The 19,425-nt window shown below is 66.1% G+C and carries 17 protein-coding genes; 4 read left to right on the forward strand and 13 right to left on the reverse strand.

The genetic code is table 11. The features are described from left to right. On the forward strand, positions 1 to 1,461 hold the full coding sequence (locus AAFN84_RS20020; RefSeq protein WP_347516444.1) for an aldo/keto reductase: 1,461 nt from the start codon (positions 1 to 3) through the stop codon (positions 1,459 to 1,461). 4 nt (positions 1,462 to 1,465) lie between these two features. Here the strand turns inward: AAFN84_RS20020 and AAFN84_RS20025 are convergent, their stop codons facing one another. The 11 genes from AAFN84_RS20025 to leuC all read right to left on the reverse strand — a co-directional run bounded on the left by AAFN84_RS20025 (position 1,466) and on the right by leuC (position 11,994). Continuing rightward, on the reverse strand, positions 1,466 to 2,134 hold the full coding sequence (locus AAFN84_RS20025; RefSeq protein ID WP_347516445.1) for an aspartate/glutamate racemase family protein: 669 nt from the start codon (positions 2,132 to 2,134) through the stop codon (positions 1,466 to 1,468). A 10-nt stretch (positions 2,135 to 2,144) separates the two neighbouring features. Further along, entirely contained in the window at positions 2,145 to 2,903 is a 759-nt protein-coding gene (locus tag AAFN84_RS20030) for an aspartate/glutamate racemase family protein (RefSeq protein ID WP_347516446.1), read from the reverse strand. A gap of 23 nt (positions 2,904 to 2,926) precedes the next feature. Next, entirely contained in the window at positions 2,927 to 4,345 is a 1,419-nt protein-coding gene (locus AAFN84_RS20035; RefSeq protein ID WP_347516447.1) for an MmgE/PrpD family protein, read from the reverse strand. A gap of 13 nt (positions 4,346 to 4,358) precedes the next feature. Beyond that, positions 4,359 to 5,057, reverse strand: a complete 699-nt coding sequence (locus AAFN84_RS20040; protein WP_347516448.1) for an ABC transporter ATP-binding protein — start codon at positions 5,055 to 5,057, stop codon at positions 4,359 to 4,361. Continuing rightward, a complete protein-coding gene (locus tag AAFN84_RS20045; RefSeq protein WP_347516450.1) occupies positions 5,050 to 5,796 on the reverse strand; it encodes an ABC transporter ATP-binding protein in 747 nt (248 codons plus the stop codon). Before AAFN84_RS20045 ends, AAFN84_RS20040 begins: the two co-directional genes overlap by 8 nt. Further along, positions 5,796 to 6,764 (reverse strand): branched-chain amino acid ABC transporter permease, encoded by a 969-nt coding sequence (locus AAFN84_RS20050; protein ID WP_347516451.1) that lies wholly within the window; start codon positions 6,762 to 6,764, stop codon positions 5,796 to 5,798. Before AAFN84_RS20050 ends, AAFN84_RS20045 begins: the two co-directional genes overlap by 1 nt. Further along, positions 6,761 to 7,633: a branched-chain amino acid ABC transporter permease gene (locus AAFN84_RS20055; RefSeq protein WP_347516452.1), complete on the reverse strand. Its 873-nt coding sequence runs from the start codon at positions 7,631 to 7,633 to the stop codon at positions 6,761 to 6,763. Before AAFN84_RS20055 ends, AAFN84_RS20050 begins: the two co-directional genes overlap by 4 nt. A gap of 78 nt (positions 7,634 to 7,711) precedes the next feature. Continuing rightward, positions 7,712 to 8,935: an ABC transporter substrate-binding protein gene (locus tag AAFN84_RS20060; protein WP_347516453.1), complete on the reverse strand. Its 1,224-nt coding sequence runs from the start codon at positions 8,933 to 8,935 to the stop codon at positions 7,712 to 7,714. Beyond that, complete coding sequence (locus AAFN84_RS20065) at positions 8,932 to 9,777, reverse strand: GntR family transcriptional regulator (protein WP_347516454.1); 846 nt, start codon at positions 9,775 to 9,777, stop codon at positions 8,932 to 8,934. The genes AAFN84_RS20060 and AAFN84_RS20065 overlap by 4 nt, the downstream gene beginning before the upstream one ends. 130 nt (positions 9,778 to 9,907) lie before the next feature. Beyond that, on the reverse strand, positions 9,908 to 10,528 hold the full coding sequence (leuD, locus tag AAFN84_RS20070; protein WP_347516455.1) for a 3-isopropylmalate dehydratase small subunit: 621 nt from the start codon (positions 10,526 to 10,528) through the stop codon (positions 9,908 to 9,910). Next, positions 10,525 to 11,994 carry a 3-isopropylmalate dehydratase large subunit gene (gene leuC / locus AAFN84_RS20075; protein ID WP_347516456.1) on the reverse strand — a complete coding sequence of 490 codons (1,470 nt, stop codon included), beginning with the start codon at positions 11,992 to 11,994 and terminating at the stop codon, positions 10,525 to 10,527. The genes leuD and leuC overlap by 4 nt, the downstream gene beginning before the upstream one ends. 116 nt (positions 11,995 to 12,110) lie before the next feature. Here leuC and AAFN84_RS20080 point away from each other — a divergent pair, with 116 nt between their 5' ends. After that, complete coding sequence (locus tag AAFN84_RS20080; RefSeq protein WP_347516457.1) at positions 12,111 to 13,520, forward strand: FAD-dependent oxidoreductase; 1,410 nt, start codon at positions 12,111 to 12,113, stop codon at positions 13,518 to 13,520. Positions 13,521 to 13,531: 11 nt separating this feature from the next. On the opposite strand, the gene AAFN84_RS20085 is transcribed toward AAFN84_RS20080, so the two are convergent. After that, the gene (locus AAFN84_RS20085) at positions 13,532 to 14,608 is read right to left on the reverse strand and encodes an AbrB family transcriptional regulator (protein ID WP_347516459.1); all 1,077 of its coding nucleotides are present in this window, start codon (positions 14,606 to 14,608) and stop codon (positions 13,532 to 13,534) included. 148 nt (positions 14,609 to 14,756) lie between these two features. Next, positions 14,757 to 15,536, reverse strand: a complete 780-nt coding sequence (locus tag AAFN84_RS20090; RefSeq protein ID WP_347516460.1) for a GntR family transcriptional regulator — start codon at positions 15,534 to 15,536, stop codon at positions 14,757 to 14,759. A gap of 119 nt (positions 15,537 to 15,655) precedes the next feature. Between AAFN84_RS20090 and AAFN84_RS20095 the strand changes: the two genes are divergently transcribed. Both AAFN84_RS20095 and AAFN84_RS20100 read left to right on the forward strand, forming a co-directional pair. After that, positions 15,656 to 17,725 (forward strand): hydantoinase/oxoprolinase family protein, encoded by a 2,070-nt coding sequence (locus tag AAFN84_RS20095; protein WP_347516461.1) that lies wholly within the window; start codon positions 15,656 to 15,658, stop codon positions 17,723 to 17,725. Next, the gene (locus AAFN84_RS20100) at positions 17,722 to 19,425 is read left to right on the forward strand and encodes a hydantoinase B/oxoprolinase family protein (protein ID WP_347516462.1); all 1,704 of its coding nucleotides are present in this window, start codon (positions 17,722 to 17,724) and stop codon (positions 19,423 to 19,425) included. Before AAFN84_RS20095 ends, AAFN84_RS20100 begins: the two co-directional genes overlap by 4 nt.

Consider the following 19,425-nt stretch of genomic DNA (forward strand, 5'->3'; position numbering starts at 1 on the left):
ATGCAACGACCCGACCGCTACCGGCTTGCGCCCGGCCTCGAGATTTCCCGCGTCCTCACCGGGCTCTGGCAGGTCGCCGACATGGAGAAGGACGGCGCGGCGCTCGAGATCGAGCGCGCCGCCGACCACCTTGATGCCTACCCCGCCGACGGCTTCACCACCTTCGACATGGCGGACCATTATGGCAGCGCAGAGCTGATCGCCGGCGCTGTGCTCAAGCGGCATACTGGCGACGATCGCCCGCTCGCCTTCACCAAATGGTGCCCCGAGCCCGGACCGATGACGGCCGATGTCGTGCGCCGCGGCGTCCAGGATCGGCTCGATCGTCTGGGCCTCGACAAGGTCGACCTGCTCCAGTTCCATTGGTGGACTTTCGAGCATCCGGCGTGGGTCGACGCCCTGCACGAGATGGCGGGCTTACGCGAAGAAGGCCTGATCGGCGAGATCGGATTGACCAATTTCGACGCCGCGCATCTGGGCGTCGCGCTGGCGGACGGCATACCGATCGTCTCCAACCAGGTGTCCTTCTCGCTGATCGACCGGCGCGCGGCGGGGCAGCTCTCGCAGCTTTGCAAGACGTCCGGCGTGCGGTTGCTGGCCTATGGCACGCTATGCGGCGGGTTTCTGTCGCAGCGCTGGCTCGGCAAGCCGGAGCCGACCGAGATCGCCGACTGGTCGGGCATGAAGTACCGCCGCTTCATCGAGGCCGCGGGCGGCTGGGACGCCTATCAGGGCATTCTGCGCGCCGCGGCCGGGATCGCCGCAAAGCATGGCGTGTCGATTTCCAACGTCGCGACCCGCTGGGTGCTGGAACACGAGGCTGTCGCCGGCGTCATCATCGGCGCGCGGCTCGGCCAGAGCGAGCACCGGGCGGACAATGCGAAGCTGTTTTCTTTCTCGCTCGATGCCGACGACCTTGCCCGCCTCGACGCGGCGTTTGCCGCCACCCGACCGATCCCGGGAGATTGCGGCGACGAGTATCGCCGGCCTCCCTACCTGACGGCGTCAGGCGACCTGTCGCACCATCTCGATGCGATCCCGAGCATCTACACCGCCGAGCCCGTCCCCGGCCGGCCCGACCGGCAGCGCGTCTCGACCGGCAGCGTCTGGGAACCGCTCGCCGGCTATTCCCGGGCCATGCGCACGGGCACCACGATCCGCGTCTCCGGCACCACGGCGACCCATGGTTCGGACCGTGTGGTTGCGCCCGGCGACGCCGGCGCGCAGGCCGTCTACTGCCTCGACAAGATCGCCGCATCGCTGCGTGCGCTCGGAGGTACGATGGAAGACGTGGTGCGCACCCGCGTCTATCTGGCGGACGTCAACGACTGGGAGCCGGTATCACGTGCACATGGCCGCTTCTTCGGCGAGACGCGTCCCGCCAACACGCTGCTCGCCGTGGGCGCGCTGGTCGGAGACTACAAGGTCGAAATCGAGGCGGAAGCGGAGCTGCCTGCCTGACCGCTCAGTCGCCGCGCGCGAAGCCGTCTCCCGCAAGTGCTGTCAGTAGATCAGCCTTGCTCACCTGCGGCGCGGGATACGCGACGCGGCTGTGCGTCAGCCCCAGGCCCAGGAAGCTTTCCGCGAGCTTGACGGTCAGCGTCAGCGGATCGACGGTCGGGACGCGCGTTTCGCCGGCTGCGCCTGCCGTACCGGGCGCCATGACCAGCACTTCGGCCTGCCGCAGCAAGGGTTCCATCGCCTGGCCCTGCTCCATCACAATAATCCCGGCGCATTGATGGTCGAGGCCATATTCGTGGACCAGCTTCCCGATGCGGTTTCGGTCTCGAACCGTCGCCAGCACGGTGAAGCGCGATCCGAGCGTCAGCGCATGCAGCATCGACGCCCGGCCGGCGGTGACCACGGGAATGTCGAGCACCGACCGCAACGCGTTGGCACCGAAATCGCCAAAATCGGCAAGGCAGACCGCGTCGAACCCCTCGTCTTGCGCGCCCTGCCCGGCTGCGAGAACGGCGAGGTCGGCGAGCGCCCAGTCGTGGGCGCCGATCGGCGGGCACGAGGCGTAGGCGACGCGCCGGTGCACGACCTGCGTGTCGGCATCGAAGGTGCCCTCCCCATCTTGATCCAGCGACAATTGGAGATCGGCGGGCGATAGAAGCAGGATACGGCTCATGCTGTCCTCTCTAGAGACCCTGGGCGATCGCGCCCATCGCCGACAGCCTCTCGTTCGAGACATCCGACGGCGACGGATAGCTTGCGCGGCTGTGCGGCAGCCGCAGCTTGATTGCCGCCTCGGCGAGGCGATAGGTCAGCGGTCCGGGATTGATGATCGGCACCGGAAGCCGCTCGGCGAGATAGGCGTGCGCCTCGTGCATGGTCGTCGAGCCAAGCAGGATGACGTCGGCGCCGTCTTCCTCGACGCAGCGCATCGCCGCCTTGTGCAATGCCGGAAAGAACTCATCTTCCTTGCCCGCAAGCAGGCTCTGGTTGTTCGGTTGCAGGCCGGCCGAACGGATCGACGCGCATTTGTGCTGCAAGCCCAGCTCCGCAAGCGTCTTTGTGTAGAGGTGACGCCACCGGTCCCACATTGCGAGGATCGAGAAGCGTTCGCCCAGCATCAGCGCCGCCAGCATCGCATGGCGGCCGGGCCCGATCACCGGGATGTCGAGGACGGAGCGCAGCGCCGACATTCCCGAGTCGCTCACCGTGTCGATGCAGACCGCATCGTAGCCCTCCGCCTGGGCAGTCATTCCCGCCTCCAGAATGCCCACATCGGCCAGAACGGAATCCTGCTGGCTGACATAATTCGCCGGCGCTATGCGCACGGGCCGGTAGTCGAAGGAAATGCCATCGCCGAGACGAACGGCGTCGAGCTGTGCCCGGCGCTTCGCGACATTGCCTTCGTCCATCGGAAACGGAACCACGACCAGAACTCTCGCCACGTCTCCATCCTCCCCTGCGCTGTTCAGCGTGCCGCGGCGCGTGGCGGACTTGCGAGCAGCGCATCGAGCGCCTCTGTCCCCTCGGTCAGATCGATCGTGTCGATCGCTGCGTGGACCTTGTCGGCATGAATCTGCCCCCAGACCGGGACGGTGAGTTCGAAGAACTTCTCGCGCACCTCGTCCGGCGTATAGGGATCGACCGAGTCGCCGCGGTTGGTCATCGTTTCACCCGTCAGGACGCGGCCATCCGCCAGACGGATCGTCAGGCTTGCGGGTCGCTTGGCGGGCAGAAGCGCGGTGTGGGCGGGATTTTCCCTGACGGTCACCCTGCGCGCCAGCGAGCGGACTGCCGGGTCGTCGAGTGCCGCCTGTCGGAATGCCGGCACCGAGGCTTCGCCATGAACGATCGTGGTGGCAAGCGCGAATGGCAGCGAAAACTTCGCCGCGAGCATGTTCGAGGGTTCCGCGCTGTCGAGCTGTGCCGCGTGGGCATAGGTCTCGACCTCGATTTCGACGATGCCTGCGGGATCGATCGCCGCATGTTTGGCCAGCAGCATCCTGGCGACGTCGAGCGCGGCATGGGTGTAGCGGCATGCGGCATGGCGCTTGAAATAGTTTCGCTGGAGCTCGTAGCGGCTTCCCAGTTGCTCCACCATCACCTCTGGCTGAAACCCTTCCGCCAGTATCGACCCGTAGACGCTGCGCAGGGAATCGCTCTCACCCGTAAAGCCGCTGGCCACGAGATCCCATGCCGCGAGGCCGTTGCGATTGGAAAACCCGCAGAAGCTGTTGCGCACCGTCGCGCCTTCCAGCATCGAGCGAAGGCTGGCTGCCACGCTCAGCGTCGCGGAGACGTTGACCGCCTCCATCAAGGCCGGTTCGTCGGCGCCCTCCAGCCTCGCCGTGGCGAGGGCGGCGCCAATCGTCCCCCAGGTTCCGTGCGGATGGACGGTGGGGCGCAGACGGCAGGCCGCGCCGGCGCGTGCGCCGATCTCGTAGCCGAGGATGAACGCGCCGAGCAGGTCGGCGCCGCTGCGGCGGCCTTCCAGAGCGGTCGCCAGCGCGGCGGGCAGCACGTGGATGCCCGGATGGCCCCTGGCAAACTGGTTGCCTTCGTCCAGCTCCAGCGTCGTTCCCGCAACGCCGTTCACGAAGGCGGCGTCGTCGCCACGCAGCCGGATGCCCGCGCCAACCGCTGCGACATTGCCCTCGCCGCGCCGTGCCATTCGGCGCACGAGCGCGGATAGCTCCGGCTCCTGCATGCCCGCCGCCATCGCGCCGACGCAGTCGAGCATCACCAGCTTCGCCTGCGCGACCACCTCCGGCTCCAGGCGGTCGAGCGAGAAAGACGCCGCAAACCGCGCCCACTCCTCAAGCCAGGCCGGGCGTGGTTCGGCGAGCAGCACTGAAGCGGGGACGATGCCCGGGGTGACGATGGTCATCTTGCCTGTCTCCCTAGAGCCCGAGATAGGCCCTCTTGAGTTCCGGATTTTCGGCGATCTGCGCGGCAGGTCCCGACATGATGATCTGGCCGTTCTCGATGATGTAGGCTCGCGTGGCGATCTCCAGCGACTGGACCACGTTCTGCTCGACGAGCATCACCGGCAGACCCTCCGCGTTGAGCTTCTGCACCAGCGCGAACATCTCCTCCACCAGGATCGGCGACAGCCCCAGCGACGGTTCGTCGAGTATCAGCAGTTTCGGTTCCGCCATCAGCCCGCGGCCGATGGCGAGCATCTGCTGCTCGCCTCCCGACAGCGTTCCCGCGGCCTGCGCGTGCCTCTCCTTAAGCCGAGGAAAGATCGAATAGACATTGTCGAGATTGCGCGCCCGGTTGGGCCGCCCACGACGGTAGCTGCCGAGTTCGAGGTTCTCCAGGACGGTCATGTTGGGGAAGATCTTGCGGCCCTCGGGCACATGGATGAGACCTTCGTCCACGGCCGCCGCCGATGCGTTTCCCAACGGCGTGCCGTCGAAGACGATGCTGCCTGCGGTGATCGGCAACACGCCCGACAGGGCCAGGTTGAGCGTGGTCTTGCCGACGCCATTGGCCCCCAGGACCGCGACGATCTCGCCCTTGCCGACGCTCAGGTCGACGCCGCGCAGGACTTCGATGGCGCCGTAGCCGGCGCGCAGGCCGGTGACGTCAAGCATCCGCCGCTCCATGTCTTGCGAGGCGCTCCGCCGAGCCGCGCCCGAGATACGCCTCGATCACGGCCGGATCGTCGCACACGGCCACAGGCGTGCCCTGCGCGATCATCCTGCCCTGCGCCAGTACATGGACATGTTCGCACAGGTTCATCACCGCCTGCATCACGTGCTCGATCATCAGAATCGTCACGCCGCTATCGCGGATGGTGCGGATCACCGGGATGATGTCGCGTATTTCCGACGGGTTGAGGCCCGCCAGCACCTCGTCGAGCAGGAGTATCTTCGGTTCCGTCGCCAGCGCCCGGGCCAGTTCCAGGCGTTTGCGCCCCGCGACCGTCAGGCTGGATGCCGACTTTTCGAGGTCCTCGTGAAGTCCCACCTGCCGGGCCACGTCACGGGCCTTGCCGACAGCATCGGCCGGCTTGTGGTGGCGCAGATAAGCGCCCACGGTGATGTTCTCGCGCACGTTGAGCCCGCTGAACGGCTGCACGATCTGGAACGTTCGCGCGATGCCGGAAGCCGCGCGCAAGTGCGGCGCCATCGCAGTCACGTCGTCGCCGAGCCAGGTGATCGTGCCTTCGGTGGGCCTGAGGAATCCGGCGATGATGGCGAACAGCGTGGTCTTGCCCGCGCCGTTGGGGCCGATCAGGCCGGTGATGGAGCCCTCGCGGACCGACATCGACGCGTCGCTGACCGCGACGAGCCCGCCAAAGCGCATGGTGACGTTTGCGATCTCGAGCATCATGCACCTCCCTTGCGGAAGAGACGCGCCGAATGCTTGCGAAGCAGTCCGAGTATGCCCTCTGAGGCGAAGGCGACAACCACGATGAGCACGACCGCGAAGACCATGAGGTCGATGCCGGGAATGCGGCCTGCGATCCCCTTGGTCATCTCGCCGAGCCCATGCAGGGTGAAGGCACCGATCAGGGGACCGAGCACGAGGCCGCGCCCGCCGACCATCGGCGCGAGAAGCGCCTCGATCGAGATCCAGAGGCCAAAGCCGATCGCGGAATCGATGTAGAGGAAATACTGGCTGTAGAGCACGCCGGCCGCCGCCGTCATCGCGCCGGAAATGCTGATCGCCTTCAACTTCACCCTGAGCACGTCGACGCCGAGGGCCCGCGCGGCGTCCTCGTTCTCGCGCACTGCCGCCAGATGCGCGCCGAAGCGCGAGTCGACAATGCGCTGGGCAACCACGAGGCTGACGAAAACGAAGGCCAGCGCAAGCCAGAGGAAGCTCGCCCGATCCGAAAATTGCATGTTCCAGAAGCCGGGGTCGAGCTTCAGCAGCAACCCCGCTGCCCCGCCGGTGAATTCCATGGAGTTTGCCAGCACGCGCATCAGTTCGGCGAAGGCGAGCGTGACGAGGGCGAAATACGATCCGCGCAGCCCGGCGCGGAAACTCAGGAACCCGACGGCGAGCCCGAACAGGCCGCCGGCCGCCACCGCGAGCACGAAGGCGAGCCAGGCGTTCATGCCCAACTGGATCTGAAGGATCGACGTCGCATAGGCGCCGACACCGAAGAACATCGCGTGACCGAACGAGGTCTGCCCGCCAATGCCGCCCAGCACGTTCCACCCCTGCGCCGCCAGCGCGATGATCAGCACCAGGATCAGGAAGTTGAGGAACGTGTTGGACGCAATGACGAACGGCGTCAGCGCCAGCAGCAGCGTGACGGCAACGAGCCAGAAATAGCCGCGGCCGATCATGCCTTCGCTCCGAAGAGACCGGTCGGCCTCAACAGGAGGACGAGGATGAAGATGATGAATATACCGATCTGTCCCAGGCTCTCGCCGAGAAAGAGGCCACTGACGCTTTCCACCATGCCGATGATCAGGCCTCCGGCCATGGCTCCGGGCACTGATCCCATTCCACCCAGGACGACGACGGTGAAAGCGATGCTGACGAAGGCCCCGCCGACGCGCGGATTGACGTAGAAGGTCGGCATGAGAAAGCTCGCCGCAATCGCGAGCGCGGCGCAGCCGAGACCGAAGGTCACCGCATAGACGTGGCCGACATTGATGCCGACGAGCCGCGCGCCGAGCTTCTCTTTCGCCACCGCGCGGATCGCCTTGCCAGTATCGGTATGCGTCATCAGAAGCCAGAACAGCAGCCCGACGACCGCCGAGCCGGCAAACCCGACGAGGCGCGCGGTCGACAGCAGGAATGGTCCCAGTTCGACGACTGAAAACGATATGTCGGTCGAGACCGAGCGCGTGTCCGACCCGAACGCGGCGAGCAGCGAATTCTCGATCAGGATCGAAAGGCCAAGCGTGATCAGCAGGATGTTGCCGTCATCGCCGTGGGCTGCCGGGCCGATGACGAAGCGTTGCACCGCATAGCCGAGCACGAAGAAGATCGGTGCCAGGATCGGTATCGCCAGATAGGGGTCGACACCCAGCCCTGCGTTGAGCCCCCAGACTGCGAACATCGCACCGGCCAACGTCGCCCCATGCGCGAAATTGATGATGTGGAGCACACCGTAGACCAGCGTCAGCCCGAGCGCGACCAGCGCGTAGATCGCGCCGGTGAGGAGCCCGTTGAGCATCGCCTCGATGATGATGATTGGGGGATACATCGCCCGTTCCAATGCGCTTGCCAGAAAGCTGCCCGGACCCGCTGCGCGAGCGGATCCGGGCGCGATCCTGGGTGATCGTCAGGCGTTGGACGGGAAGTTCGGTTCCGCGTTCGCGAACTCTTCGGGGAACACCACCTTGATGTCGCCCGACTGCACCTGGGTCGAGACCGGCGCGGCCCCCATGTTCTGGCCGTTCTCGAACTTGGTGGCCCCATACGGCATCAGGTGGTCGGCATAAGTCGAGCTTGCCAGCGCCTCGATGATCCCCGCGCGATCCGCGGTCGCGGCGCGCTCGATCGCATCGGCAAGCAGGCCAACGCAGGAGTAGTTGAGCGGCGTGTTGTAGTTGTACTGGTTGCCGTCGGCCTCGATGCGCTCCTGCAGAGATGTCGCCTTCTCGTTGCGCGGATCGTGCCAGTGGTTGCAGTCCATGACGTTTTCCGCCGCCTCTGGGAACTCGCTGACGAAACGCCGGTTGGAGGCGGCACCGTTGAGCACGGCATAGACGCCCATCGGTCGAACGCGCTGCTGCTGCATCGTGCGGGCAAGCAGCACGGTTTCGCCGTAATAGGTGCTCGGGATGATGAGGTCGGGGTTGAGCGAGCGAAGCTGCAGGACGACGTTCGACAGATCGCGTGACGGGGTGGGAACCGCCAGCATTTCCAGGATCTCGAAACCGTGCTTGGGCAATTCAGCCGCCATCAGCTTGGCAAGGCCAGAGCCGAAGAGCCCGTCCTCGTGGACGAGCGCGACCGTCTTGGCCGGCTTGCCCGCCGCCTCGTTGATGCGGATCAGGTTCTCGACCGCCGCCGCCGTGCACAGCGCGAAGCCCGGCGCGAAGCGGAACGTGTTGGCCAGCCCGCGATCGACGATCTGGTCGCTGACGCCGACGTCGACGATATAGGGAAGGTCGTAGCGGGCCGCGGCCTGCGAGGCGGCAAGGCAGATCGGGCTGGCGAAACCGCCGACGATGGCCACGACGCCCTCCTCCTGCATGCGCTCCACTTCCTGGGTGCCGGCTTCCGGCGTCGAGCGCGCATCGCCGAAGACCATTTCCAGCTTGGCGCCGTCGAGCGCCTTGATGCCGCCCGCCTCGTTGATGTCGGCGATGGCGAACTCGGCGCCGCGCCGGCCATATTCGCCGTCCTGGGCGAGCGCGCCGGTGACCGGCTGCAGGATTCCGATCTTGATCGGATCGGGCTCCGCGCCGCGGACGATGGCGGGAGCGGCAAGCGTGGCGACGATCGCCGCGCCGCCCTTGAGGACCGTTCGGCGGCCCAGTGCGTGATTGATCAGCTTCATGTCTTTGTTCTCCTCTGGATTGAAGCACGCTTGGTGCGTGCATTTTTCTTGTTGTCGTTGTTCTGGTCCGACACCCGCACCGCGTCGGCGGGGGTCCATCGCCGCGCGCCGTCGACGCCGGTTCGATCAAGCTCCATATGGAAGGAATAGCGATCCGGCCTGTAGAGCGCCTGTAGATGCTCGATCCCACGGCCGGACGGATCGAAGACCACGCGGGTCATCGAGATCACCGCGGCCCCGACATCGAGATCAAGCGATGTCGCGACATCCGGTCCGGCAAGGGTCGCGCCGATGGTCTGCATGGCCCGCTCCGCGACGAGGCCCGAACGCTCCAGCAGTTCCAGCAGCGGCGTCGACGCAAGGTCGGCCTCGGAATAGGACACGCCGATACGCTCGGGGACGTGCGTGACGAGATAGGAGAAGGGCTGGCCATCGATCAGGCGCACGCGAACCGAACGCTGAAGCTGTTCGCCGGGGTCGAGATGGAGTTCACGGGCCAACGCGGATGTCGCCGGCACGTAGCCGAACGAGATCAGCCGCACGCCGGTCTTGCGCCCCATCTCCACCAGATGTGACAGCGCGTTCGAGAAATCGGCGATGACGGGCATCCTCGCCTTGCCGCCGGCCACGAAGGTGCCCGAACCGGGCCTCCGCTCGATCATGCCGTCGCCGGCCAGCCTGTCCAGCGCCCGCCGCACGGTGACGCGCGATACGCCGTGTTCCTGCGCCAGGGAGGGTTCGCTGGGCAGGCGCGCATCGACTTCGACAGCGCCGCTGAGAATCTGTTCGCGCAGGAGAAGGTAGAGGCGGTGCGCCTTGAGCGGCTCCATCGGCGATGTCATCGGCGCATCCCAGCCTGTCTCATATCAAGGACATTATCCTGTATGGACTAGAATACCGATCTGCATGGCTGTCAACCGCTTTGATCCCGGGTTCAGCGCTTCGTGCGCCCTCGGGCGGCAGGCGGTTCCGTCAGCCGGGCCGCCTTTGCGGCAGCATCCATGGCCGGGCGGCGTGATCGGCGGCCATATGGGCCGATATCGCAGCGGCATGGCTTTTCGTCAGGTCTATGTCGTCCCAGCCGTTCAGCAGCTTGGTGCGCCAGACGGGATCGATGGAGAATGGAACGGCGACGCCGCCCGCCTCGACTGTCAACGCTTCGAGGTCGACCTTTGCGGTGCGCGCACCCTGCATCAGTTCCGCCAGCAAAGCTTCGCAGTCCGGTTCCGTCACGATGGCCGGCAGAAGGCCGTTGTTCACGGCGTTGGACGCGAAGATGTCGCCGAAGGACGGCGCGATCACGCAGGAAAAGCCATAGTCGACAAGGGCGTAGACGGCAGCTTCGCGGGACGAGCCGCTGCCGAAATTCCGCCGTGCGACGAGAATTTCCGCGCCCTGCCTCGCGGGGTCGTTGAGCACGCAATCGGCGCGCGGCGCGCCCGACTCGTCGAAGCGCATGTCGTAGAGCAGATACCCGCCATAGCCGTCGGCCCGCGACCGCTTCATGAAGCGTGCCGCGATCAACTGGTCGGTATCCACATTGGTCAGCGGCAGCGGACAAGCGACGGCTTCGAGCGTGGTGAAGGGCTTCATGGGCGCGCCTCGGCCTCGGCTTGCGCGGGTTCGCGCATGAGTAGCCGCATGTCCGTCAGATGCCCCGTCACCGCCGCGGCGGCCACCATTGCCGGCGACATCAGGTGGGTGCGGGAGCCGGGACCCTGCCGGCCGCGGAAGTTCCGGTTGGTGGTCGAGGCGCATCGCTCGCCAGGCGGCACGAGGTCGCCATTCATGCCGACGCACATGGAGCAGCCGGCATCCACCCACTCCAGGCCCGCATCGCGAAAGATGTGGTCGAGGCCCTCCTGCTCCGCCTGCCGCTTCACCTGCATAGAGCCCGGCGATACCAGGCCCGGCACGCGGGACTTGCGACCCGCGAGGATGGCCGCGGCCGCACGGATATCCTCGATGCGGCTGTTGGTGCACGAGCCGATGAAGACCCGATCGATCCTGATGTCGGTGAGGTTCTGGCCCGGACGGATGTCCATGTAGTCGAGCGCGTCACGGACCTGCGCGGCGCGGGCCGGATCCGCGATCGTCGCCGGATCGGGCGCCGATCCCGTTATCGGAGCGGCATCTTCGGGACTGGTTCCCCAGGTGACCACCGGTGCGATCTCCCCCGCGTCGAGCACCACTTCGCGGTCGAAGACCGCATCGGCATCGGTGTTCAGCGCCAGCCAGTCCCGGGTCGCGCGGTCGAAAAGCGCGCCCTGCGGCGCGTAGGGCCTGTCGCGCAGATAGTCGATCGTGGTGCCGTCCGGTGCGACCATGCCGCATCGGCCCCCTGCCTCGATCGACAGGTTGCACAAGGTGAGGCGTCCTTCCATGGAGAGCCCGCGCACCGCCGAACCCGCATATTCGATGGCGTGGCCGGAGGCGCCGTCGGCGCCGATCCGTGCGATGATGGAAAGCGCCATATCCTTGGCCGACACGCCCGGCGCCAGCGTTCCGTCCACCGTGATGCGCATCCGCTTCGGCTTCTTCTGCCAGAGCGTCTGCGTGATCAGCACATGCGCGACTTCCGATGCGCCGATGCCGAAGGCAAGCGCCCCGAAGGCACCGTGGGTGGCGGTGTGGCTGTCGCCGCATACCACCATCAGCCCGGGCAGCGTCAGTCCTTGCTCCGGCCCTACGACGTGAACGATGCCCTGACCCGGATCGGCAAGGTCGAACAGGCGCAATGAATGCCGGGCGCTGTTGTCGCGCAACTGCTCGATCATGCTGCGCACGGCCGGGTCGATCGTCGACAGATCGCGCGTCCGGGTCGGAACGTAGTGATCCTCGATGCCGAAAGTGAGATCGGGTCGCGACACCTCAGCGTCGCGCTCCTTCAGCTTGTTGAAGGCATGGAAGGAGCCCTCATGCAGGAAATGACGGTCGATGGCGAGCAGGCATTGGCCATCGTCGCCGCGCACGACGACGTGCGAATCGAACACCTTGTCGAAGAGCGTCCTGCCGCTGCTTGCACCCTGTGGGGCCACGCCGAACTCCCTGCTGTACAAGCCCGCAATCCTAGGCGCGGGCATCGCCGAAATCAAATGTTGTTTTAGATATAAGACAGCTTATTGTCTTGTGTAGAGACAATTCGTCGACCGTTTGCAGCGCGGGAGTGAGACGCATGGCGCAGGTGACGCGCGTGGACAACAGAACCTTCCAGCACCGCGTGCCGGTCGTGATCATCGGTGCGGGCGCGGCCGGCATGATCGCCGCCCTCGCGGCCCACGAGGACGGCATGGAGGTTCTGGTCCTGGAGCGCGATCCGCTTCCGCGCGGCTCCACGGCTTTGTCCGCCGGCCTGATTCCAGCGGCAGCGACACGCTGGCAAAAGGCTGCCGGCATTGCCGACGACGCCGAGCTGTTTTCGCGTGACATCATGGCCAAGGCGCACGGCGAACCCGACCCCGGGATGGCGGCGTTCGCGGCCGGCAACGTCGGCCGTGCGCTCGAATGGCTGGCCGACAGGCACGGCCTCGATTTTTCCGTCGTCGAGGATTTTTCGTATCCGGGTCATTCGGCACTGCGCATGCACGGCCTTCCATCGCGCTCGGGAGAAGAGTTCATCGACGCCTTGCGCCAGGCCGCCGAGACGGCGGGACTGTCGCTGCTCTGCGATGCCCACGTCACCGAACTCTTCGCGGATGCGGGCGGACGCGTGACCGGCTTGCGCTTCCAGCGCCCCGACGGCACGTCGGAGGAGGTGGGCTGCGACCAGCTCATCCTTGCCTGCAACGGCTATGGCGGCAACAAGGAGCTTGTGGCGAGGCACATTCCATCGATGGCTGACGCGCTGTATTTCGGCCATCCGGGCAACCAGGGCGACGCGCTCCTGTGGGGCGAGGCACTGGGTGCCCGATCGAGGCACCTCGGCGGCCACCAGGGACATGGCTCGGTGGCGCATCCGGCCGGTATCCTCATCTCCTGGGCGACCATCACCGAGGGTGGCTTCCAGGTCAATCTGGACGGACACCGCTTCAGCAATGAGGCGCGCGGCTATTCCGAGCAGGCAGCGGAGGTGCTGCGTCAGCCCGAAGGCATCGCCTGGACGATCTTCGACACGCGAATTGCGGCGGTTGCCCGCCAGTTCGAGGATTTCCGCCGCGCCGAGCAGATCGGCGCCATCGTGTCGGCGCCCGACATCGACTCTCTTGCCCAACGGATGAACGTGGCCGAGTCCGCCCTGTCGGAGACATTCGATGCCGTCGGGTCGTACCGGGCGGGGACGGCCACCGACCCGTTCGGCCGGTCGTTTGCAGGCGTCGAGGCGCTTGTTCCTCCCTTTTGCGCGGTGCGCGTGGCCGGCGCGCTGTTCCACACACAGGGCGGTCTCGTCACCGACACCGCGGCCCGGGTCATTGGCGAGGATGGGCATCCCCTGCCCAATCTCTTCGCCGTTGGCGGCGCGGCATGCGGCGTTTCCGGCGACGAGGCCTCGGGCTACCTGTCGGGCAACGGCCTCCTGATGGCGGTCGCGCTAGGCTACGCCGCCGGCAGGCAGATGCTTGCAGCCAACGAAGCAACGACCTCTTGAGGCCACGGCCGTCATTCGGCCTCGTTCTGCCCAGCCTTGCGGGCCGCCAAGATCAGTGACGTCCGGCGGTACAACCTGAAGAAGATCGCGGCCATCGCCAGGCTGAACACGATCCTCACGAACTGGAAACTCGCCACGAGCGGCACTTCGAGGTGCAGCACCTGGGCCGTCACCACCATCTCGGGCACGGCGCCCGGCGCATTGGCAAGCGCCATCGTCGCCAAGTCCGAGCCATAGATCTGCGCTATCGCCTCGGCGACGAGGAAACTGACCACCATCAGGCAGGCCGAGGTGGCGAGGATGGAGCCGAGGAACCGGCCGGCGCCCGACAGCACCTCGCGCTGGAACATGCCGCCGAGCGACACCCCCAGCAGCACCTGCGCGGCCGGGACGATCCCTTCGTGGAAATGCGACAGGCCGACATTCATGCCGGTCGCCGCGCCCACGACCAGCAACGGGCCGAGGAAGAAGGCATTGATGAAGTTGAGACGCTTCGCGATGATGCCGGCGACAATGGCGACCAGCACGATGAGCAGGCTGTCGAAATACGTTCCGTACTCGACGATGCGGGGCATCGGATCGTCCGACAACCCGAACAGGATCGGCGGAAAGAGCAGCACGACCATCGCGATGCGCAGCGTCTGAGCAAGCGCGGTGCGGCCGGGATCGCCGCCGTTCTGGTGAGCCAGCAGGGCCATGTCCATGGGACCGCCGGGAACATTCGAGAACACCGCGGTGGCGGGGTCGGCACCCGCGAAGCGAATCTGGATCAGCGCGATGACGCATGCCGCGCTCGTGATGGCGGCGGCGCCCAGCAGGATCGGCACCGCGAATTCGACGATCCGGGCCAATGCCTCCGGCGTCAGGTACAGGCCAACCGCCGCACCGACCACGCACTGGCCGATGTAACGCACCTTGACCGGCAGCCGGGGCAGGTCGAAAATCATCGTCGACGTGGCCGACAGGATCATCGGCGCCACCATCCAGGCCAATGGAATCCCGGCACGATTGGCCAGCCATCCGATCCCCGCGCTGGCTATCAGAAGCAGCGGCAGTCCGATCTTGCGACGCAGGCCAGCCACGCTCATCGACTGCTCACCGGCACAACGATGCCGCTGCCCGCAAGTAGATGTTCCGCTGCCATGTCATGCTCCGTATCGACCCTGCCGCGTGCGCGAATACGTCATGCACGCGCGCCCTTCATAGTCGGGGGAGACCGGACAATGCCAGCCGAAATTACTTGAGCACGGTGCGCTTGCGCGTATCTTCTCCGATACGTCCGGCCAAGGATCGCTCGGCTTCGGGCTGTCGTACCGCCACCCTTCGGACGCCGTCGGTCGACAGCAGCGCCGTCACGATGCGGCCGCGGAACAGCTCGACATGGCCGCCGGCGTGAGCCTCGGCGGCGTCCGCGTCACCGGCCACGATCGCGTCGAACATGTTGCGGTGATCGCTCATCGTGTTCGCAAGATGCGTCTCGAGCCGCTCGTCGATGCCGCTGTGATCGCTGAAGCAGACATAGCCGATGCGCAGGCCCTCCACGAGGCTGCGCTGGTAGGCATTCGCAAGATAGCTGCTGGATGCCGCATCCCCGATCGCGGCGTGGAAATCGTAGTTGACCTCGTTCACCTTCTCGCTGTCGAGCTGGCGGGCGCCTTCCTCGAAGGCGACCATGTGGGCCTCGATGATCTCGAGATCGACGGGCCGCCGCCGGAGCGCGGCCAGCCTGGTGATGGCACGCTGGAGAATGTCGAGGCCTTCGAAAAACGCACGCAAATTCTGCAGGTCGAGCGCGGCAACTCTGGCGCCACGCCCTTTGGTCCCCTGTACCAGTCCCTCCGCCGTGAGACGGATCAGCGCCTCCCGGACGGGGGTTCGCGACACGCGGTAGCGCGCTGCCACGCTGGCCTCGTCGAGTTCGCTTCCCGGTATCAGCTCGAGCCGCAGGATCTCCTTGCGAAGGTTGCGGTAGACCATTTCGCTGCCGATGCCGCTGACTGCGCTCGCGTCGCCCATGCTCTCTCCCTGCATCGCCGGAAATCAATGGATAGAATGCGGCAAACACATCATGGATACAAGCCGCTTGACACTCGGTATACGCGCTGCATACGCTACGAAAAAACAGGGAACGACATATGCAGGCTGGCAACTGGTTCATTGGCGTGGACGTGGGGGGCACGTTCACCGACCTCTACGCGTTCAACCGCGATGAGGGCACGGTCGCCCTTCACAAGACTTCCAGCACCCCTCAAAATCCCGCCGAAGCGATCATCAACGGATTGCGCGAACTGGCGGCCAAGTCGAACGTGCCGCTCGACGCCATGGCGAGCCTCGCGCACGGGACCACGGTCGCGACCAACGCGCTGATCCAGCGGCGCGGCGCGAAGGTGGCGGTTGTGACGACGCGCAACTTCCGCGATCTCGTGGAAATCGGTCGCCAGATCAGGCCGAAGCTCTACGACCTGAAAGCGGACTACCCGATGCCGCTGGCGCCCCGCGAGATGCGGTTCGAAGTCAGCGAGCGCATCGGTCCGCAAGGCGAAATCATCGAACCGCTCGACATGGCGAGCGTCGACGCAGTCATCGAGCAACTGCGCGACAGCGGCACGGAAGCCTGCGCGATCGCGTTCCTGTTCTCCTACCTCAATCCTGTCCATGAGCAGGCCGTCAAGGCCCGCATCCAGCAGGCGCTTCCGGACATCGCGATCTCGGCGTCGTCCGACGTCCAGCCGGAATTCCGCGAGTATGAGCGCACCTCGACAACGCTGCTCAACGCCTATCTGCAGCCTGCCTTCTCGCGCTACATGAGTACCCTAAAGGACGCCGTGGCCGAGATGTCGCCCACGGCCCATGTCGGCATCAACCAGTCGAATGGCGGTCTGATGTCGATCGACAAGGCGCGCGACTACCCGATCCGGACCGCGCTGTCCGGCCCTGCCGCCGGAACCATCGGCGCCATCCACATGGCGCGCCAGTCCGGCAAGCCCGACATCATCACCTTCGACATGGGCGGCACCAGCGCGGACGTCGCGCTGATCCGCAATTGCGAGACGAGCCTGGCCTTCGACCGAGACGTGGCGGGCTTTCCCGTCCGCATGCCGATGGTCGACATCAACACGGTTGGTGCCGGCGGCGGCTCGATCGCGTGGTTCGACCGCGATGGCCTCATCAAGGTCGGTCCGATCAGCGCCGGCGCGGTGCCCGGTCCGGCCTGCTACGGCCGGGGCGGCACGGAGCCGACCGTCACCGACGCCAATGTCGTGCTCGGTCGCCTCTCGGGGCACGGCCTGCTGGGCGGCGCCATGTCGCTCGACGAGGACGCCGCGCGGCGCGCCGTCGGCAAGGTCGCCGATCGGCTCGGGTTCACGATCGAACGGGCCGCCAAGGGCATCCTCGACATCGTCTCCGCCAACATGGTGCGTGCCATCCGCGCGATTTCGATCGAGCGTGGTCACGATCCGCGCGACTTTGTCCTGATGCCGTTCGGCGGAGCAGGACCGCTGCATGCCGATGGCTGTGCGCGGGCGCTGGGCATCACCCAGATCATCGTTCCCTATTCGCCGGGCATCCTGTGTGCGCAGGGCCTGCTGGTCGCCGACCAGTCGGAGAGCTTCGTGCGCAGCCAGCGCCTTGCGCTGGACGCGGCCTCGGCCCCGGTTCTGGCCGGCCTGGTAAGCGAGCTGCATGGCGAGGCACTGGCATGGTGGCAAAGCGAGGCGATCCGCGAGGACAATCGCGCGCTCAAGCTCGCGGTCGACATGCGCTATGCCAGCCAGAACTACGAATTGCAGGTTGCGGTCGACGCCGAGCTGGCCGATCCCGCCCTTCCGGACACCGCGACGCTGAAGCAGCTCTTCTTCGCCGCGCACGAGCAGGCATACGGCTTCTACAATCCCGACGACCCGGTGGACGTGGTTGCGGTTCGCCTCACCGCGCTCGGTCAGCTTCCGTCACCCGGCACGCCGCCGCTTCAGGATGGCGCGTCGGACAGCCCGAAGCCGCGCACCACGCGAAAGGTCTGGTTCGAGCAGCCGGAAGCCGTTGACACGCCCGTCTACGACCGCGCCTCCTTTGCCCCCGGCGCGCGGGTCGAGGGACCGGCCGTCATCGACCAGTTCGATGCGACGACGCTCGTCTTCCCCGGCGATGTCGCCACCGTCGACGAGGCCCTCAACATCATCATCGACCGTGCGAGGACCGCATGACGCGCGAAGCCATCGACCCCATCACGATCGAGATCGTCGCCAGCGCGTTCCGCTCCGTCGTCGACGAGACGTTCATTGCGCTTATGAAAAGCGCGTACTCGACCAATATCAAGGAGCGCCACGATCATTCGACCGCGATCTGCGACCAGGATGGACGGCTGATCGTCCAGGCGGACATGTCGTTGCCGATCCACATCGCCTCGATGACCGGGCTTATGAAATCGATCCTGGCGAAATATCCGCCGAGCGAGATCGAGGAAGGCGACGTCTTCGTCGCCAACGATCCGCACGTGGCGGGCGGCACCCATCTGCCGGACATCAACTACGCAGCACCGCTGTTTCTCGAAGGCCAACTCATGGGCTTCGTCTGCAACATCGCCCACCATGCCGATATCGGGGGCATGGCGCCGGGCTCGATGGCCGGCGGCATGTCGGAGATCTACCAGGAAGGATTGCGCATTCCTGTGGTGAAGCTCTTCCGCAAGGGCCAGATCCAGCAGGACATCATGGATATCATGCTGCTCAACGCGCGCATTCCCGACGAGCGGCGAGGCGACCACTTCGCCCAGATCGCCGCCTGCAGGCTCGGCGTGCGCCGCGTGCTCGAGATCGGCCAGCGCTACAGCCTTTCGACGATCCGCTCGGTCTTCGACGAACTGGTCGAGCGCACCCGCGCGCGCATGCGTGCGGCGATCGCCGAAGTGCCGGACGGCATCTATGAATTCGACGACGTGATGGACGATGATGGCCTGGGCACCGTCGATATCCCGATCAGGCTCAAGGTCACGGTGACCGGAGACCGCGCCATCTTCGACTGGACCGGTTCGGCGCCTCAGGTGCGCGGCAACATCAACGTGCCCATCAACGCCACCCAGGCGGCGGTCGCCTATGCCCTGCGCGCGCTCCTCGACCCCGAGATCGCCAACAACCAGGGCATCATCGACTGCTGCGAGATCGTCAGCGAGAAGGGCTCGATCGTCGACTGCATTGCGCCCGCGCCAGTGGCGGCGCGCGCCAATACCTCGCAGCGCCTGATCGACATCATCATCGGCGCCTTCTCCAGGGCCATTCCCGAGCGGGCCGTCGGCGCCTCCAACGGCGCCAACACGACCGCCGTGTTCTCCGGCATCGACCCGCGCAACGGCAAGCCATACCTCTATTTCGAGACGCTGGGCGGCGGCTTCGGAGGGCGAAACGATCGCGATGGCAAGGACGGGGTCCAGGTGCACATCACCAACACCTCCAACCTGCCCATCGAGGCGATCGAGACCGAATATCCGCTGCGCGTCGTCAGCTATGGCTTCATCCAGGATTCTGGCGGGGCCGGCAGGTATCGCGGCGGCGGCGGCCTTCGCAGGGTCATCGAGCCGGTCGGCCACGAGTGCATCTTCAATGGTGCCGGCGAGCGCTTCGCGAATGCGCCATGGGGCATTTTCGGCGGCCAGCCCGGCCGCCCGGGCCGTTTTGCGCTCGCCGACGGAAGCGGCGAAACGCAACTCGAGGTCAAGCCATCCGGCGTGGATGTCGCGCCGGGACACCGCATCGTGGTGGAGACGCCGGGCAGCGGCGGCTATGGTGATCCGGCCGAGCGCAGCGACGAGGCGCTCGACAACGACAGGATATCGCAGAAATATTCGAAGGATTATCTCGCAAGGCACTACCCGGGCATTGCCAAAAGGGCCGCCCAGCCCCCACGATGA

Origin of the sequence: Mesorhizobium sp. CAU 1741 (assembly GCF_039839275.1) — a bacterium.
In the GTDB taxonomy this organism is placed as follows: domain Bacteria; phylum Pseudomonadota; class Alphaproteobacteria; order Rhizobiales; family Rhizobiaceae; genus Aerobium.

What these genes read in the sequence shown, in the direction of transcription:
- AAFN84_RS20020 (WP_347516444.1), top strand. Translation starts at nt 1, where the DNA reads ATGCAACGACCCGACCGCTACCGGCTTGCGCCCGGCCTCGAGATTTCC.
- AAFN84_RS20025 (WP_347516445.1), bottom strand. Translation starts at nt 2,134, where the DNA reads ATGAGCCGTATCCTGCTTCTATCGCCCGCCGATCTCCAATTGTCGCTG.
- AAFN84_RS20035 (WP_347516447.1), bottom strand. Translation starts at nt 4,345, where the DNA reads ATGACCATCGTCACCCCGGGCATCGTCCCCGCTTCAGTGCTGCTCGCC.
- AAFN84_RS20040 (WP_347516448.1), bottom strand. Translation starts at nt 5,057, where the DNA reads ATGCTTGACGTCACCGGCCTGCGCGCCGGCTACGGCGCCATCGAAGTC.
- AAFN84_RS20045 (WP_347516450.1), bottom strand. Translation starts at nt 5,796, where the DNA reads ATGCTCGAGATCGCAAACGTCACCATGCGCTTTGGCGGGCTCGTCGCG.
- AAFN84_RS20050 (WP_347516451.1), bottom strand. Translation starts at nt 6,764, where the DNA reads ATGATCGGCCGCGGCTATTTCTGGCTCGTTGCCGTCACGCTGCTGCTG.
- AAFN84_RS20055 (WP_347516452.1), bottom strand. Translation starts at nt 7,633, where the DNA reads ATGTATCCCCCAATCATCATCATCGAGGCGATGCTCAACGGGCTCCTC.
- AAFN84_RS20060 (WP_347516453.1), bottom strand. Translation starts at nt 8,935, where the DNA reads ATGAAGCTGATCAATCACGCACTGGGCCGCCGAACGGTCCTCAAGGGC.
- AAFN84_RS20065 (WP_347516454.1), bottom strand. Translation starts at nt 9,777, where the DNA reads ATGACATCGCCGATGGAGCCGCTCAAGGCGCACCGCCTCTACCTTCTC.
- leuD (WP_347516455.1), bottom strand. Translation starts at nt 10,528, where the DNA reads ATGAAGCCCTTCACCACGCTCGAAGCCGTCGCTTGTCCGCTGCCGCTG.
- AAFN84_RS20080 (WP_347516457.1), top strand. Translation starts at nt 12,111, where the DNA reads ATGGCGCAGGTGACGCGCGTGGACAACAGAACCTTCCAGCACCGCGTG.
- AAFN84_RS20085 (WP_347516459.1), bottom strand. Translation starts at nt 14,608, where the DNA reads ATGAGCGTGGCTGGCCTGCGTCGCAAGATCGGACTGCCGCTGCTTCTG.
- AAFN84_RS20090 (WP_347516460.1), bottom strand. Translation starts at nt 15,536, where the DNA reads ATGGGCGACGCGAGCGCAGTCAGCGGCATCGGCAGCGAAATGGTCTAC.
- AAFN84_RS20095 (WP_347516461.1), top strand. Translation starts at nt 15,656, where the DNA reads ATGCAGGCTGGCAACTGGTTCATTGGCGTGGACGTGGGGGGCACGTTC.
- AAFN84_RS20100 (WP_347516462.1), top strand. Translation starts at nt 17,722, where the DNA reads ATGACGCGCGAAGCCATCGACCCCATCACGATCGAGATCGTCGCCAGC.